This window comes from Streptomyces vinaceus (genome assembly GCF_008704935.1).
Classification (GTDB): domain Bacteria; phylum Actinomycetota; class Actinomycetes; order Streptomycetales; family Streptomycetaceae; genus Streptomyces; species Streptomyces vinaceus.
The window spans coordinates 5,981,469-5,996,582 of sequence record NZ_CP023692.1 but is presented as its reverse complement, the minus strand read 5'-3'; the positions used below and the strand labels follow the sequence as shown (position 1 = coordinate 5,996,582).

The 15,114-nt window shown below is 71.6% G+C and carries 15 protein-coding genes; 1 reads left to right on the top strand and 14 read right to left on the bottom strand.

The genetic code is table 11. The features are described from left to right. Nucleotides 1-92: 92 nt before the first annotated feature. The 14 genes from CP980_RS27135 to pgsA form a co-directional block, all read right to left on the bottom strand. Nucleotides 93-644 (bottom strand): adenine phosphoribosyltransferase, encoded by a 552-nt coding sequence (locus CP980_RS27135; RefSeq protein WP_132761140.1) that lies wholly within the window; start codon nucleotides 642-644, stop codon nucleotides 93-95. Continuing rightward, entirely contained in the window at nucleotides 641-1,699 is a 1,059-nt protein-coding gene (secF, locus tag CP980_RS27130) for a protein translocase subunit SecF (protein WP_132761139.1), read from the bottom strand. Before secF ends, CP980_RS27135 begins: the two co-directional genes overlap by 4 nt. A 3-nt stretch (nucleotides 1,700-1,702) precedes the next feature. Further along, nucleotides 1,703-3,490, bottom strand: a complete 1,788-nt coding sequence (gene secD, locus CP980_RS27125) for a protein translocase subunit SecD (protein WP_099893742.1) — start codon at nucleotides 3,488-3,490, stop codon at nucleotides 1,703-1,705. Nucleotides 3,491-3,645: 155 nt separating this feature from the next. Next, on the bottom strand, nucleotides 3,646-4,149 hold the full coding sequence (yajC, locus tag CP980_RS27120; protein ID WP_099893741.1) for a preprotein translocase subunit YajC: 504 nt from the start codon (nucleotides 4,147-4,149) through the stop codon (nucleotides 3,646-3,648). A gap of 164 nt (nucleotides 4,150-4,313) precedes the next feature. Then, a complete protein-coding gene (gene ruvB / locus CP980_RS27115) occupies nucleotides 4,314-5,375 on the bottom strand; it encodes a Holliday junction branch migration DNA helicase RuvB (RefSeq protein ID WP_189999310.1) in 1,062 nt (353 codons plus the stop codon). A gap of 61 nt (nucleotides 5,376-5,436) precedes the next feature. Next, a complete protein-coding gene (gene ruvA / locus CP980_RS27110; protein WP_150529262.1) occupies nucleotides 5,437-6,060 on the bottom strand; it encodes a Holliday junction branch migration protein RuvA in 624 nt (207 codons plus the stop codon). Then, complete coding sequence (gene ruvC, locus CP980_RS27105; RefSeq protein ID WP_132761136.1) at nucleotides 6,057-6,596, bottom strand: crossover junction endodeoxyribonuclease RuvC; 540 nt, start codon at nucleotides 6,594-6,596, stop codon at nucleotides 6,057-6,059. Before ruvC ends, ruvA begins: the two co-directional genes overlap by 4 nt. Nucleotides 6,597-6,709: 113 nt before the next feature. Continuing rightward, nucleotides 6,710-7,462 (bottom strand): YebC/PmpR family DNA-binding transcriptional regulator, encoded by a 753-nt coding sequence (locus CP980_RS27100; protein WP_099893737.1) that lies wholly within the window; start codon nucleotides 7,460-7,462, stop codon nucleotides 6,710-6,712. Between the two features lie 57 nt (nucleotides 7,463-7,519). Beyond that, nucleotides 7,520-8,110 carry a pyridoxal 5'-phosphate synthase glutaminase subunit PdxT gene (gene pdxT, locus CP980_RS27095; protein ID WP_099893736.1) on the bottom strand — a complete coding sequence of 197 codons (591 nt, stop codon included), beginning with the start codon at nucleotides 8,108-8,110 and terminating at the stop codon, nucleotides 7,520-7,522. A gap of 5 nt (nucleotides 8,111-8,115) precedes the next feature. Next, a complete protein-coding gene (gene pdxS, locus CP980_RS27090; protein WP_030157377.1) occupies nucleotides 8,116-9,033 on the bottom strand; it encodes a pyridoxal 5'-phosphate synthase lyase subunit PdxS in 918 nt (305 codons plus the stop codon). 182 nt (nucleotides 9,034-9,215) lie between these two features. Next, the gene (locus tag CP980_RS27085) at nucleotides 9,216-9,755 is read right to left on the bottom strand and encodes a LemA family protein (protein ID WP_099895875.1); all 540 of its coding nucleotides are present in this window, start codon (nucleotides 9,753-9,755) and stop codon (nucleotides 9,216-9,218) included. A gap of 140 nt (nucleotides 9,756-9,895) precedes the next feature. Further along, nucleotides 9,896-11,062, bottom strand: a complete 1,167-nt coding sequence (locus CP980_RS27080; RefSeq protein ID WP_150529261.1) for a glycosyltransferase family 4 protein — start codon at nucleotides 11,060-11,062, stop codon at nucleotides 9,896-9,898. Next, complete coding sequence (locus tag CP980_RS27075) at nucleotides 11,059-11,967, bottom strand: phosphatidylinositol mannoside acyltransferase (protein WP_150529260.1); 909 nt, start codon at nucleotides 11,965-11,967, stop codon at nucleotides 11,059-11,061. The genes CP980_RS27080 and CP980_RS27075 overlap by 4 nt, the downstream gene beginning before the upstream one ends. Next, the gene (gene pgsA, locus CP980_RS27070; protein WP_008740487.1) at nucleotides 11,967-12,632 is read right to left on the bottom strand and encodes a phosphatidylinositol phosphate synthase; all 666 of its coding nucleotides are present in this window, start codon (nucleotides 12,630-12,632) and stop codon (nucleotides 11,967-11,969) included. The genes CP980_RS27075 and pgsA overlap by 1 nt, the downstream gene beginning before the upstream one ends. Before the next feature lie 243 nt (nucleotides 12,633-12,875). On the opposite strand from pgsA, the gene CP980_RS27065 reads away from it, so the two are divergent. Continuing rightward, on the top strand, nucleotides 12,876-15,071 hold the full coding sequence (locus CP980_RS27065) for an elongation factor G-like protein EF-G2 (RefSeq protein WP_150529259.1): 2,196 nt from the start codon (nucleotides 12,876-12,878) through the stop codon (nucleotides 15,069-15,071). Nucleotides 15,072-15,114 lie beyond the last annotated feature (43 nt).

Below are 15,114 nucleotides of genomic sequence, written 5' to 3'. Positions count from 1 at the left end.
CGAGTCCCGGCGCCTTCGCCGCCCGGCCGCGTACGACGAAGCGGGCGGGTACCGGTATGTCCCGGTACCCGCCCGCTTCCCGGTCGGCGTCGTCAGACGACGATCAGCGCGTCCAGCGGGGCCTGCGCCAGGGCGCCGGCCAGCCGCTCGCGGCCCGGCAGGAACGACAGCTCCATCAGGACCGCCACTCCGGCGACCTCGGCCCCGGCCCGGCGGATCAGCGAGAGCGAGGCCTCGGCGGTGCCGCCCGTGGCGAGCACGTCGTCGATGACCATGACCCGGTCACCGGCCGACAGGTCCTCGGCGTGGACCTCGATCTCCGCCGTGCCGTACTCCAGCTCGTAGGACTGCGCCAGCGTCGCGCCCGGCAGCTTCCCGGCCTTGCGCACCGGCACGAAGCCGATGCCCGCCTGGACCGCCACCGGCGCCGCCAGGATGAACCCGCGCGCCTCCAGCCCGACGATCTTGGTCGCGCCGTACCGCCCGGCCAGCTCCACCAGCGCGTCCGTCAGGGCCGCGAAGGCCTTCGGGTCGGCCAGCAGCGGGGTGATGTCCTTGAACATCACCCCGGGCTTCGGGTAGTCCGCGACGTCCTTGATCCGGCTGAGCAGCAGCTCGCGGACCTCGGGGGAGAGCGTGCTCACCGGCGCCGCCCGGCCCGGCCCTGGGCCACGACCTGCGGGGTCCCGGCACCCTCGAAGCCCTCGTCCTCGGCGGACTCGCCCTTGGCAGCGGCGGCCGCCCGCTTCGCGAGCACCCGCTTCTTCAGCGCCTTCATCGCCGGCTCGCGCTCCTTGAGGTCCACGACCAGCGGGGTCGCGATGAAGATCGAGGAGTACGCACCGGCCGCGAGGCCGACGAACAGCGACAGCGAGATGTCGTTCAGCATGCCGGCGTCCAGGAGGCCGCCGCCGATGAAGAGCAGCGCCCCGACCGGGAGCAGCGCCACCACGGTGGTGTTGATCGAGCGGACCAGGGTGCCGTTGATGCTGCGGTTGGCGATCTCGCTGAACGTGTACCGGGTCTGCTTGGTGATGTCCTTCGAGCCCTCCTTCAGACCGTCGAAGACGACGACGGTGTCGTAGAGGGAGTAACCGAGGATGGTCAGCAGACCGATCACGGTGCCCGGCGTGACCTCGAAGCCGACCAGCGCGTACACGCCGACGGTGATGGTGAGGTCGTGGATCAGGGCGATCAGCGCGGCGACGGCCATCCGCCACTCGAAGGCGATGGCGAGGTAGATCACCACGAGGACCATGAAGATGCCGAGGCCGGTCCAGGCCTTGTTGGCGATCTGGTCACCCCAGCTGGGGCCGACCAGGTCCGCGTTGATCTCGGCCTCGGGGACCTTGAGGTCGGCCGCGAGCTTGGTCTTGACGGCGTTGGCCTGCGCGGGGTCCAGGCTGGAGATCTGGATGCGCAGGGTGCCGTTGCCGAGCTTCTGCACGATCGCCTGGTGGCCGGAGGCCTTCTCGGCGTCCTCGGTGGCCGCGGTCACCGACACCGCGGTCTTCGGGGTGGTGAAGACCGCACCGCCCTTGAACTCGATGCCCATGTTGAGGCCCTGAACGGCCAGGGCCACGATCGCCGTGATGGTGATCAGGATGGAAACGCCGTACCAGACGAAGCGCTTGCCGACGAAGTCGTAGCCGACCTCACCGCGGTACAGCTTGGCGCCGAGATCTCCCAGCTTCGACATCTCTCACGCCTCCTTTACGTCGACGGGAGCGGTGACGGAACCGGTGCCGGAGCCGGTGCGGCGGGACCGGCGCAGCGGCGGCTTGGCGCCGAGCCGCTTCGGGTCCAGCCCGGACCAGGGGTGACCGCTGGAGAAGAACTTCGTACGGGCCATCAGCGTCATGATCGGCTTGGTGAACAGGAACACCACGACCACGTCGAGCACGGTCGTCAGACCCAGGGTGAAGGCGAAGCCCTGCACCTTGCCGACGGTGACGATGAACAGCACCGCGGCGGCCAGGAACGACACGAAGTCGGAGACCAGGATGGTGCGCCGGGCGCGCGGCCAGGCCCGCTCCACGGCGGGACGCAGGGTGCGGCCCTCGCGGATCTCGTCGCGGATGCGTTCGAAGTACACGATGAACGAGTCCGCCGTGATGCCGATCGCCACGATCGCACCGCAGACGGCGGGCAGGTTCAGCGCGAAGCCGATGCCCTTTCCGAGCAGCGCCATGATCGTGTACGTGAGGATCGCGGACACCAGGAGGCTGACGATGGCGATGAAGGCCAGGCCCCGGTAGTACACGAGCAGGTAGATCACCACGAGGAGCAGGCCGATGGCCCCGGCGATGAGGCCGGCCTTCAGCTGCTCGCCGCCGAGCGCGGCGGTGACGGTGGTGACGCTGTCCTCCTGGAAGGTCAGCGGCAGGGCGCCGTACGAGAGCATGTTGCCCAGGTCCATCGCGGACTGCTGCGTGAAACCGCCGGAGATCTCGGCGTTGCCGCCGGTCAGCGCCTGGCTCACGGACGGGTCGGAGACGACCTCGCCGTCGAGCACGATCGCGAACTGGTTCTGCGGCATCTGCTTGGTGGCGAGCTCACCGGTGATCTTGGCGAACTTGTCGGCGCCCTTGTCGGTGAACTGCATGGTGACGATCCACTGCCCCGTCTGGGGGTTGATCTGTCCCTTGGCGTCCTTCACGTCCGTACCGGACACACCGACCGGGCCGAGGATCCACTTGCCCCAGGCGTCGCCGCGCTTGCCACAGGCGACCGTCGCGTCCTCGGGCTTGACGCCCTTGCCGGCCGCGGCGCGCTGCGCCTCGTTGGTGCAGTCCAGCGCCGCGAACTTCGCCTGGAGGTCGGCTGCGGCCGCCTCGACGCCCGAGGGGGCCGGGGTGGGGGCCGGAGCCTTGTCGTCTGCCTTCTTCGACTCGCTCGCCGAGGGCGAGGGAGAGGCGGTGGCGGCCGGGGCCTTGAGGGCCTCGCTGAGCACACGGCCCTGGGAAGTGGCGCTGGACGACGGGGTGGCCGGGGCGCTGGGCTTGCCGCTGCCCTCGGCCTTCGGGGCACCGGAGGTGCTCGCGGAGGGGCTCGGCGTGGCCTCGGGGGCCGCCGGCGCGCCGTCGGCGAAGGCCAGGACCGGGCGGAAGTAGAGCTGGGCGGTGGTACCGACCTGCTCGCGGGCCTGCTTCTCGTTCGTCCCCTTGGGGATGTTCACGATGATGTGGTCGCGGCCCTGCGTCTGGACCTCGGCCTCCGACACGCCGAGACCGTTGACGCGGCGCTCGATGATGCCGACCGCCGTGTTCATGTTGGTCTCGTTGATCGCGTCCGGCTTGCCGGGCTCGCTCTTGGCCTTGAGCGTGATGCTCGTACCGCCCGCGAGGTCGATGCCGAGCCGGGGAGTCGTCTGCTTCGTGAGGAACATCCCCGCGGTGAGCGCCACCATCGCGATCAGGATGATCGCCAGGGCGCGCCCCGGCCTCCCCTGAGCCCCCGTGGGCCGCCGGCCCTTCTTCGGTGCTGCCACCTTGTCGTATCTCCCTGTCCAACCGCCCCGCGCCGGGTCAGCGCGCGGACGGCCACGAAATGTGTGGTGGGGACCCCTGCCCCCCGCAGAAGTGTCACTGACGGGGACCGTGGCGGCCGCCGGTCAGGCGTCCTGCCCGGTCCCCCGGCCGCGCGCTACTTCGCGCCGGCCTCGCCGTCGGCCTTGCCGTCCTTCGGCTCGTCGCCCTTGGGCCCGGTCGGGCCGTCCTTCGGCTCCTCGGCCGCGGGCTCGTCCTTCTTGCCCAGGTCCAGCTTCGGGGCCTCGGCCTCGTCCGCGCCCTTGTCCGCGTCCTTGTCCAGGGTCAGCGAGGAGGCGTCGTCCGGAACGACCGGCGTGTCGATCGTCAGATCATCACTGGCGCCGTGGACGATGCGGTTGTACTCCGCGTCCTCCAGGACGGCGCCGATGGCGTTCTTCGCGTAGATCGCGTGGACGCCGGGGGCCACCTCAAGGGTGACGGTGTCCTCGCCGACCTCCTTCACCGTGGCGTACATGCCGCCGATGGTGCGGACGCCGGCGCCGGGCGCCATGTGGTCGCGCATCTGCGCGGCCGCCTGCTGCTTCTTCTTCGCGGAGCGGGTCATCAGGAACATCGCCCCGATGAGCACGATGAACGGGAGGAGTGTCACGAGATTCACGGGACGGAGATCCTTCGCACGACCGCACGGGAGACGGCCAATTTCTACGGGGGTGGGCATGCCGACCTGAAGGGTCGGCATCGGCGGAGTCTAGGCGAGTCCGCACCGATGGAACAACGCCCAGCATGGCACCGCAGTTCCTGACGGTGCCAACCTCCGCGCCGTCAGGCCCCGAACAAGCCCTGTTGTCCGCTTGATCCACTCCCCTGCTGGTGGGGCGGTACGAGCCCCAGGTGAACCCATGCGGCGGGGGTCGCGACCCGGCCTCGCGGGGTACGGGCGAGCAGGCCTTCCCGTACGAGGAACGGCTCGGCGACCTCTTCGACGGTCTCCCGCTCCTCCCCGACGGCCACGGCGAGGGTGGACAGGCCCACGGGGCCGCCGCCGAACAGCTTGAGCAGGGCTTCGAGCACGGCGCGGTCGAGGCGGTCGAGACCGCGCGCGTCGACCTCGTAGACCTGGAGGGCGGTGCCGGCCACCTCCCGGGTGATCACTCCGTCGGCCTTGACCTGCGCGTAGTCGCGGACGCGGCGCAGCAGGCGGTTGGCGATGCGCGGGGTGCCGCGCGAGCGGCCGGCGATCTCGGCGGCGCCGGCGGTGTCGATCTCCACGTCGAGGAGGCGGGCGGAGCGGTGGATGACGCGTTCCAGCTCCTCGGGGGCGTAGAACTCCATGTGCCCGGTGAAGCCGAAGCGGTCGCGCAGCGGCGGCGGGAGGAGGCCGGCCCTCGTCGTGGCCCCGACGAGGGTGAAGGGCGGCAGCTCCAGCGGGATGGCGGTGGCCCCCGGCCCCTTGCCGACGATCACGTCGACGCGGAAGTCCTCCATGGCCATGTAGAGCATTTCCTCGGCGGGCCGGGACATCCGGTGGATCTCGTCGAGGAAGAGGACCTCGCCCTCCTGGAGGGAGGACAGGATGGCGGCGAGATCGCCGGCGTGCTGGATGGCGGGGCCGGAGGTGATCCGGATGGGCGCGCCCATCTCGGCGGCGATGATCATGGAAAGGGTGGTCTTGCCGAGTCCGGGCGCGCCGGAGAGCAGCACGTGATCGGCGGTGGCGCCGCGCTGGCGGGCGGCCTTCAGCACCAGGTCGAGCTGCTGGCGGACCTTCTCCTGGCCGACGAACTCGCCGAGGTCCTTGGGGCGCAGGGCCGCCTCCACGGCGGTGTCCTCGCCGTCCGCCGCCGCCGCGACGATCCGGTCGTCGCTCTCGTCATCCCAGTTCACGGTGGTCAGTCTGCCTTCTGCGTCAGTGCGGTGGTCGTCGCCGGTACCCGGCCCCGGGGGGTCAGCGGGTGCGGTTCAGGGACTGGAGGGCGGCGCGCAGCAGCTGCGGTACGGGGGCGCTGCCACCGGCGGCGATGGCCGCCTCCGCCTGCGGGGTCACCGCGTCGACGGCCTCCTCCGCGTCCCTCGACGCGTAGCCGAGCCCGATCAGCGCCGCCGAGAGCTGCTCCGTCCAGGGGGCCGGTCCGGACGCCACGGCCCGCTGGGCCCCGACCACCGCGGTCGGCGCCCCCAGCTTGCCCTTCAGCTCCAGCAGCAGCTTCTGCGCGCCCTTCTTCCCGATCCCGGGGACGGCCGTCAGGGCCTTCTCGTCCCCCGACTCGACCGCCAGGCGCAGCGCGTCCGGGCTGTGCACGCCGAGCATCGCCTGGGCGAGGCGCGGCCCGACCCCGCTCGCCGTCTGCAGCAGCTCGAAGACCTGCCGCTCGTCGTCGTCCGCGAAGCCGTACAGCGTCAGCGAGTCCTCCCGTACGACCAGCGAGGTGGCCAGCCGCGCCGTCTCACCCGTGCGCAGGCCGGCGAGGGTGTTCGGCGTGCACTGCACGGCCATGCCCACTCCCCCGACCTCGATCACGGCCAGGGTGGGGGCGAGCGCGGCGACCGGGCCGCTGACGAAGGCGATCATGAGGGGCGGCCTTTCGAGGCGTGCAGGGCGTGCTGGGCGACCGCCTGCTGGAGGCGGTTCTGGGCGGGGGCCCGCCAGATGTGGCAGATGGCGAGGGCGAGGGCGTCCGCGGCGTCGGCCGGCTTGGGCGGGGCGGACAGCCGCAGCAGCCGGGTCACCATGGCCCCGACCTGCGCCTTGTCGGCCCGGCCGGAGCCGGTGACGGCGGCCTTGACCTCACTGGGGGTGTGCAGGGCGACCGGTATCCCGCGGCGCGCCGCGCACAGCATGGCGACGGCGCTCGCCTGGGCGGTCCCCATCACCGTGCTGACGTTGTGCTGGCTGAACACCCGCTCCACGGCGACGACTTCGGGCCGGTGGCGGTCCAGCCACTCCTCGATGCCCTGCTCGATCGCGACGAGCCGGTGCCCCAACTCCGCGTCCGCGGGCGTCCGTACGACCCCCACCGCGAGCATCGCCAGCGGGCGGCCGGCGACCCCCTCGACGACGCCGACACCGCACCGGGTCAGTCCCGGGTCCACGCCGAGTACGCGCACTGCACCACCCCCCTACGGTCCGTCCATCACCAGTGCGTGCAGGCTAACCGGTGGCACTGACAAAGCGGCGGGCCGGCGGGGTGTGTCCCCGCCGGCCCGCCGCTGATGCCCGATCAGGCGTCGACCTTCTCCATGACCTCGTCGGAGACGTCGAAGTTGGCGAAGACGTTCTGCACGTCGTCGCTGTCCTCCAGCGCGTCGATCAGCTTGAAGATCTTGCGCGCGCCCTCTTCGTCGAGCTCGACCTGCATGGTCGGGACGAAGCTGGAGTCGGCCGAGTCGTAGTCGATGCCCGCCTCCTGGAGCGCGGTGCGGACCGCGACCATGTCGGTCGGCTCGCTGATGATCTCGAAGGTGTCGCCGTTGTCGTTGACCTCTTCGGCACCGGCTTCGAGCACCGCGTCCAGGACGTCGTCCTCGGAGAGCTCGCCCTTGGGCAGCAGGACGACGCCCTTGCGGTTGAACAGGTACGAGACCGAGCCCGGGTCGGCCATCGATCCGCCGTTGCGGGTCATGGCGACGCGGACGTCGGACGCGGCGCGGTTGCGGTTGTCGGTGAGGCACTCGATGAGCACCGCGACACCGTTAGGGCCGTAGCCTTCGTACATGATCGTCTCGTAGTCGGCGCCGCCGGCCTCAAGGCCGCCGCCGCGCTTGACCGCGGAGTCGATGTTCTTGTTCGGGACCGAGCTCTTCTTGGCCTTCTGGATGGCGTCGAAGAGGGTCGGGTTGCCGTCGATGTCGGCACCGCCCATACGGGCCGCGACCTCGATGTTCTTGATCAGCTTCGCGAAGAGCTTGCCGCGCTTGGCATCGATCACGGCCTTCTTGTGCTTCGTCGTAGCCCATTTAGAGTGGCCGGACATCCGCCTGTCTCCTTCGCGTAACCAACAGTGTGCACCTCAGATCCTACCGGGACCTGTTTACAGCCCAGCGCGCACCATGTCGACGAAGTACGCGTGGACCCGGTCGTCTCCGGTCAGCTCGGGGTGGAACGAGGTGGCGAGGACGTTGCCCTGGCGCACGGCGACCGTGTGGCCCTCGTACGTGGCGAGCACCTCGGCGGCGGCGCCGACCGACTCGACCCACGGGGCGCGGATGAAGACGCCCTCGACGGGGCCGCCCTCTATGCCCGCGAAATCGATCTTCGCTTCGAATGACTCGTTCTGGCGGCCGAAGGCGTTGCGGCGCACGATCATGTCGATGCCGCCCAGGGTCTCCTGGTCGTCACGGCCGTCGAGCAGCTTGTCGGCGAGCATGATCATGCCGGCGCAGGTGCCGTAGACCGGCATACCGGCCTTCACGCGCTCGCGCAGCGGCTCCAGCATGCCGAACAGGACGGCGAGCTTCGACATCGTCGTGGACTCGCCGCCGGGGATCACCAGGGCGTCGACCTCGGCGAGCTCCTCGGGGCGCCGGACCGGCCTGGCCACGGCGTCCGCCGCGGCCAGGGCGATCAGGTGCTCCCGTACGTCGCCCTGGAGGGCCAGGACACCGATCAACGGGTTGGTCATGTCGACTACCAGCCGCGGTTGGCGTAGCGCTCGGCCTCGGGGAGGGTGTCGCAGTTGATGCCGACCATGGCCTCGCCCAGGTTGCGGGAGGCGTCCGCGATGATCTTCGGGTCGTCGTAGAAGGTGGTGGCCTTCACGATGGCGGCGGCGCGCTTGGCCGGGTCGCCCGACTTGAAGATGCCGGAGCCGACGAAGACGCCCTCGGCGCCGAGCTGGCGCATCAGTGCGGCGTCGGCCGGGGTGGCGACGCCACCGGCGGAGAACAGCACGACCGGGAGCTTGCCGAGCTCGGCGACCTCCTTGACCAGCTCGTAGGGGGCGCGCAGCTCCTTGGCGGCGGCGTACAGCTCGTTGTTGTCGAAGCCGCGCAGCTTGGCGATCTCGTTCTTGATCTGGCGCAGGTGGCGGACGGCCTCGACGACGTTTCCCGTGCCGGCCTCGCCCTTCGAACGGATCATGGCCGCGCCCTCGGCGATGCGGCGCAGGGCCTCGCCCAGGTTGGTGGCACCGCAGACGAAGGGGGTGGTGAACGCCCACTTGTCGGAGTGGTTGACCTCGTCGGCCGGGGTCAGGACCTCGGACTCGTCGATGTAGTCGACGCCGAGGGACTGCAGGACCTGGGCCTCGACGAAGTGGCCGATGCGCGACTTGGCCATGACGGGGATGGAGACGGCCTCGATGATCTCTTCGATCATGTTCGGGTCCGACATGCGCGCGACGCCGCCGTCCTTGCGGATGTCGGCGGGGACCCGCTCCAGGGCCATGACGGCCACGGCGCCGGCGTCCTCGGCGATCTTCGCCTGCTCGGCGTTGACCACGTCCATGATCACGCCGCCCTTGAGCTGCTCGGCCATGCCGCGCTTGACGCGGGAGGTGCCGATCGCGGACTCAGCGGACTGCGGGGTGGAGGGAAGCGTGCTCACGGATTGACCTCACTCGAAGGAAGACGGGTGCTGCGGTGGTACCGCCCCCGGGCGTGAGCCACGGACCGCGGTGCTACTGCGCCGAGCAAACCCTTCCGGACCAGTCCACCGCAAGGGCCAATGAGGAGCCGGTGGCCCCTTTCAACTTGGCCTTTGGGTACAACTGAGGCCGATGCGTTCCGCTACGGCCGGTCGGCAAGATCCACCGGAGGCTCATCGTCCATTTCGAAGGCGAGCGGGAACGGGGCGTGGCCCGCCAGCCGGAACCAGCGGACCTTGCGGTGCCGGCGCAGCGCGCGGGCGGCCCGTACGGCGTCGTTGTGGAACCGGCGCGCCATGGGCACCCGGCGGACGGCCGCGGCCAGCTCCTCGGCGGCCGCCTCGCCGCCGGGGGCGGACTTGAGCAGGTCCACCTGGTCGGCATCGGCGAACACCGCGCGCAGCGCCTGGCTGAGCTCGCTCTCGGCGACCTCGCGGTTCTCCTCGTCGGCCTGGCGGGCGGCGTGGGCGGCCTCGTACAGGACGATCGAGGAGGCGGGGTCGAGCACTCCGGAGGTGGCCACTTCGAGCACCACCGAGGCGCGCCGTACGAGCTGCGCGTCGAGGGCGGCGCGGGCGGCGTCCATCCGCGAGTGCAGCCGGTCCAGCCGTCCGGCGGTCCAGCTGAGGTAGACCCCGACGACGCCGAGCGCGAGGACGGTCCAGACAAGGGTTTCGATCACGGCCCGCGACATTACCCCGTGCGCGGGGCCGTGACGGATTCCGGGTCGGTCGTCAGGACCCCGGCACCCGGGTCAGGATCCGCACGGGTCGGGATCCCGCGCCGGGGCCCGGGATCCCGGTACCGGGTACCCCGTACCGGTCAGGAAGGGTCGCGGGTCAGGCCCAGGCGGGTGCGCAGGCTCACCCGCTCGTCCGTGGCCACCGCCGCCGCGCCGTCCGTCACGGTCTCGTAGACCGCGAGGATGTCCGCGCCGACCGTCGACCAGTCGAAGCGGCGCACGTGCGCGGAGCCGCGGGCGCCGAGTTCCGCGCGGCGCTCCGGGTCTCCCAGCAGGGCCACCGCGCGGGCTGCCAGCGCGTCCGCGTCCTCGTTGGCGAACAGCTCCCCCGCCGCCCCCTGGTCCAGGACCTGGGCGAACGCGTCGAGGTCGGAGGCCAGCACCGCGGCCCCCGCCGACAGGGCCTCGACCAGGATGATGCCGAAGCTCTCGCCGCCGGTGTTCGGGGCCACGTACACGTCGACGCTGCGCAGCAGCCGCGCCTTGTCCTCGTCCGAGACCATGCCGAGGAACTCCACCCGCTCGCGCAGGTCCGCGGGCAGGGAGGCCACGGCCTCCTCCTCGTCGCCGCGGCCCGCGACGAGCAGCCGTACGTCCGGGCAGGCCTCCACGATCTTGGGGAAGGCGGCCATCAGCACGGGGAGCCCCTTGCGGGGCTCGTCGATCCGGCCGATGAACCCGAGGGTCTGCCCGCCCCACTCCGGCTTGGGCTCGGCCGAGGCGAAGAAGTCCACGTCGACCCCGTTGGGGATCACCACCGCGTCGCCGCCCAGGTGCTCCACGAGCGTGCGGCGCGCGTACTCGCTCACCGCGATCCGCGCGCTGATCTTCTCCAGCGCCGGCTGGAGGATCGGGTACGCGGCGATCATGGCCCGCGAGCGCGGGTTCGAGGTGTGGAAGGTGGCCACGATCGGTCCCTGGGCCGCCCAGCAGGACAGCAGTCCCAGCGAGGGCGAGGCCGGCTCGTGGATGTGGATCACGTCGAAGACGCCGTCGTGCAGCCAGCGCCGCACCCGCGCCGCCGACAGGAAGCCGAAGTTCAGCCGGGCCACCGACCCGTTGTACGGCACCGGCACCGCCCGCCCCGCCGAGACCACGTACGGCGGCAGCGGCGTCTCGTCGTCCGCCGGGGCCAGCACCGACACCTCGTGGCCGAGGCGGATCAGGTGCTCGGCGAGGTCGCGGATGTGGAACTGGACGCCGCCCGGTACGTCCCAGGAGTACGGGCACACGATGCCGATCTTCACTGCGCGCGCTCCTCCAGGTCGTCCAGCCACAGCCGCTGCAGCATGTGCCAGTCCTCCGGGTGCTCGGAGATGCCCGACGCGAAGGCGTCCGCGACCGCCTGGGTCATGGCGGTGGTCTTCTCGGCGCGGGTACCGGCCTGCGGCACCGTCACCTCGGGGTGGATCCGGCCGTACATCCTGGGCGTGTCCCCGTAGTACAGGGTCGCCGGGAGCAGCACCGCCCCCGTCTGCTGCGCCAGCAGGGCCGGCCCGGCCGGCATGCGCGCCGTGGAGCCGAAGAAGTCCACCTCCACGCCGGAGGCGGACAGGTCGCGGTCCGCCACCAGGCAGACCAGCCCGCCGGAGCGCAGCCGGCGGGCGAGGGTGCCGAAGGCGGCGCCGCCGGTGTGCGGCAGGACCTCCATGCCGAGGCTCTCGCGGTAGGCCACGAAGCGGTCGAAGAGGCTCTCGGGCTTGAGCCGCTCGGCGACCGTGGTGAAGGGGACGCCGAGGTGGCCGACGGCCCACGCCCCGGCGAGGTCCCAGTTGGCCAGGTGCGGCAGGGCCACGACGACCCCGCGGCCGGAGGCGAGGGCCTCGCGCAGGATGTGCTCGTCCTTCATCAGGACGTCCTGGCCGAAGCGGCTGGTCTCCATCGTCGGCAGCCGGAAGGACTCCATCCAGTACCGCATGTACGAGCGCATCCCGGCCTGCGACAGCGCGCGCAGCCGCTCCGGCGAGGCGTCCGGCACCACGCGGGCCAGGTTCGACTCCAGCCGCAGCACGCTCTTGCCGCGCCTCTTCCAGGCATAGTCGGCGATCCGGCGCCCGAGCGCCACCGCGGCGGGCTCCGGCAGCTTCTTCACCCCGGCCCAGCCGAGCCCGTACAGCCCGTCGACCAGCTTGTCCCGCAGCGTGCCGGCCATCAGGCCGCGCCGCCCTCGGCCACGGCGGCCGCGGCGTCGGCCTCCGCCGCCTCACGGCGTACGGTGACCACCCGCTGGATCAGCGTGACCAGCGAGCCCACCGCAACGATCCACAGCGCGATCGGCAGCAGCACCCCGATCCACGAGGGCACCCCGAAGGTCTGGAGCCCGGACAGACCGGCCGCGACCAGCGAGATCACCAGCCGCTCGGCGCGCTCGATGAGTCCGTTGACGGCCACCGGCAGCCCGATCGACTCCCCGCGGGCCTTGGTGTACGAGACCACCTGGCCGCTGGCCAGGCAGAAGATCGCCACCGCGCAGAGCACGTTGTCGTTCCCGTTGCCCGCGTACCAGAGGGCCAGGCCGCCGAAGATCGCCGCGTCGGCCACCCGGTCGAGCGTGGAGTCGAGGAAGGCGCCCCAGCGGCTGGAGACGCCCGCCTGGCGGGCCATGTTCCCGTCCACCAGGTCGGAGAACACGAACAGGGTGATGGTGATGGTGCCCCAGAAGAACTCCCCCCGGGGGAAGAAGACCAGCGCGCCCGCCACCACTCCGGCCGTGCCGATCAGGGTGACCGCGTCCGGGCTCACCCCCCGCCGGAGGAGGAATGCGGCGAATGGCGTGAGAACACGCGTGAAGAATGCACGCGCGTACTTGTTCAGCATGGCCTTCCCGGAGGGTCGCTGGGCCGCGCGGCCACATCGGCCACCGGCTGGCCCATCGTAGCCAGCGCCCCGGGCCCCCGGCGCCGCGCACCCACCGGTTCGGGCCGGGCAATCGCCCCGCCGTCCCCGTGTCGTGCTCCGGACAGCGGCGAGTACTACGTATGGACGCAGTGTGACGCCGGTGCAAAGCTCGAAGGACCCCGATTCAACCTCCTCACCGTCACACCGGGAGGCACGAGCATCATGGGAGCCACATCACACCAAGCCGGAGCCGCCGGCAGGGCACCGGCGGCCGACCGCCCGTCGTCGCTGCGCAACGTCGTGCTGGTCGGCCACAGCGGAGCCGGCAAGACCACCCTCGTCGAAGCCCTCGCCCTGACGGCGGGCGCCGTCAACCGGGCCGGCCGGGTCGAGGACGGCACGGCCGTCTCCGACTACGACGAGATCGAGCACCGGCAGCAGCGGTCCGTGCAGCTGTCCCTGGTCCCCGTCGAATGGGCCGGCATCAAGATCAACATTCTGGACACCCCCGGATACGCCGATTTCGTCGGCGAGCTCAGGGCCGGTCTGCGCGCCGCGGACGCGGCCCTCTTCGTCGTCTCCTCCTCGGACGGCATCGACGGTGCCACCCGGATGCTCTGGGACGAGTGCGCGGCCGTCGGCATGCCCCGCGCCATCGTCGTCACCCATCTGGAGGCGGCCCGGGCCGACTACGCGCAGATGACCACGGTCTGCGGGGAGATCTTCGGAGCCGACGACCCCGACGCCGTCGTCCCGCTCTACCTGCCCCTGTACGGGCCCCCCGGCCCCGACGGGCACACCCCGGTCGCCGGCCTCCTCGGCCTGCTCTCGCGGCGCGTGTACGACTACACCTCCGGGGAGCGCGTGGAGCGCGACCCCGAGCCCGCCGAGCTCGACCTCATCTCCGGCGCCCGCTCCCGCCTGATCGAGGGCATCATCGCGCAGAGCGAGGACGAGAGCCTCATGGACCGCTACCTCGGCGGCGAGGACATCGACTTCAAGACCCTCGTCGACGATCTGGAGCGCGCCGTCGCCCGCGGCACCTTCCACCCCGTCCTGATGGCCGCCCCCGCCGCCGACGGGGCCCGCCAGGGCCTGGGCACCGTCGAACTCCTGGAGCTGATCACCGGAGGCTTCCCCACGCCGCTGGAGCGGGCCGCCGTGTCCGTCACCGCCCCCGACGGCGCCGAGCGCCCGGACGTCACCTGCGATCCGGACGGGCCGCTGGTCGCCGAGGTCGTCAAGACCTCCTCCGACCCCTACGTCGGGCGCGTCTCCCTCGTGCGCGTCTTCTCCGGCACCCTGCGGCCCGAGGAGACGGTGCACGTCAGCGGGCACGGGCTGGCCGACCGCGGCCACGAGGACCACGATGTCGACGAGCGGATCGGCGCCCTCACCTCCCCCTTCGGCAAACAGCAGCGCACCCTCACCCAGGTCATCGCCGGGGACCTCGCGTGCGTGGCCAAACTCACCCGCGCCGAGACCGGCGACACCCTCTCGGCCAAGGAGCGGCCCCTGCTCATGGAGCCCTGGCCGATGCCGGACCCGTTGCTCCCCCTCGCCATCGCGGCCCACAGCAAGGCCGACGAGGACAAGCTCTCCCAGGGCCTGGCCCGGCTCGTGGCCGAGGACCCCACGATGCGGCTGGAGCAGAACCCGGACACCCACCAGGTCGTCTTGTGGTGCCTCGGCGAGGCGCACCAGGACGTGGCGCTGGAGCGGCTGCGCACCCGCTACGGGGTCCAGGTCGACCCCGTCCCGCACAAGGTGAGCCTGCGCGAGACCTTCGGCGCCAAGGCGGCGGGCCGCGGCCGGCACGTCAAACAGTCCGGCGGGCACGGCCAGTTCGCCATCTGCGAGATCGAGGTGGAGCCCCTCCCGCCGGGCAGCGGCATCGAGTTCGTCGACAAGGTGGTCGGCGGCGCGGTGCCCCGCCAGTTCATCCCCTCCGTCGAGAAGGGCGTACGCACCCAGGCCGCCCGCGGGGTCGCGGCCGGCTATCCGCTGGTCGACGTGCGCATCACCCTGCTCGACGGCAAGGCGCACTCGGTGGACTCCTCCGACGCCGCCTTCCAGACCGCCGGGGCGCTCGCCCTGCGCGAAGCCGCCGCCGAGGCCCGCATCCACCTCCTGGAACCGGTGGCGGAGCTCTCCGTCCTGGTCCCCGACGAGTACGTCGGCCCGGTCATGAGCGACCTCGCCGGCCGCCGCGGCCGCGTCGTCGGAACCGAACAGGCGGGCGCCGGACGTACGGAGGTCCGCGCCGAGATCCCCGAGATCGAGATCGGCCGGTACGCCGTCGAACTGCGCTCGGTGTCGCACGGTACGGGCCGGTTCACCCGCGCCTACGCCCGCCACGAGCCCATGCCGCCCCAGATCGCGGACAAGGTGCGGGAACAGGCCGAGAAGGGAATCTGACGGACACAGCGCCAGGGGCCTTCCCCGGCGGCCGCCCACCCAA

What these genes read in the sequence shown, in the direction of transcription:
- CP980_RS27075 (WP_150529260.1), bottom strand. Translation starts at nt 11,967, where the DNA reads ATGGCCGGCACGCTGCGGGACAAGCTGGTCGACGGGCTGTACGGGCTC.
- pgsA (WP_008740487.1), bottom strand. Translation starts at nt 12,632, where the DNA reads ATGCTGAACAAGTACGCGCGTGCATTCTTCACGCGTGTTCTCACGCCA.
- CP980_RS27100 (WP_099893737.1), bottom strand. Translation starts at nt 7,462, where the DNA reads ATGTCCGGCCACTCTAAATGGGCTACGACGAAGCACAAGAAGGCCGTG.
- ruvA (WP_150529262.1), bottom strand. Translation starts at nt 6,060, where the DNA reads ATGATCGCCTTCGTCAGCGGCCCGGTCGCCGCGCTCGCCCCCACCCTG.
- secF (WP_132761139.1), bottom strand. Translation starts at nt 1,699, where the DNA reads ATGTCGAAGCTGGGAGATCTCGGCGCCAAGCTGTACCGCGGTGAGGTC.
- CP980_RS27065 (WP_150529259.1), top strand. Translation starts at nt 12,876, where the DNA reads ATGGGAGCCACATCACACCAAGCCGGAGCCGCCGGCAGGGCACCGGCG.
- pdxT (WP_099893736.1), bottom strand. Translation starts at nt 8,110, where the DNA reads ATGACCAACCCGTTGATCGGTGTCCTGGCCCTCCAGGGCGACGTACGG.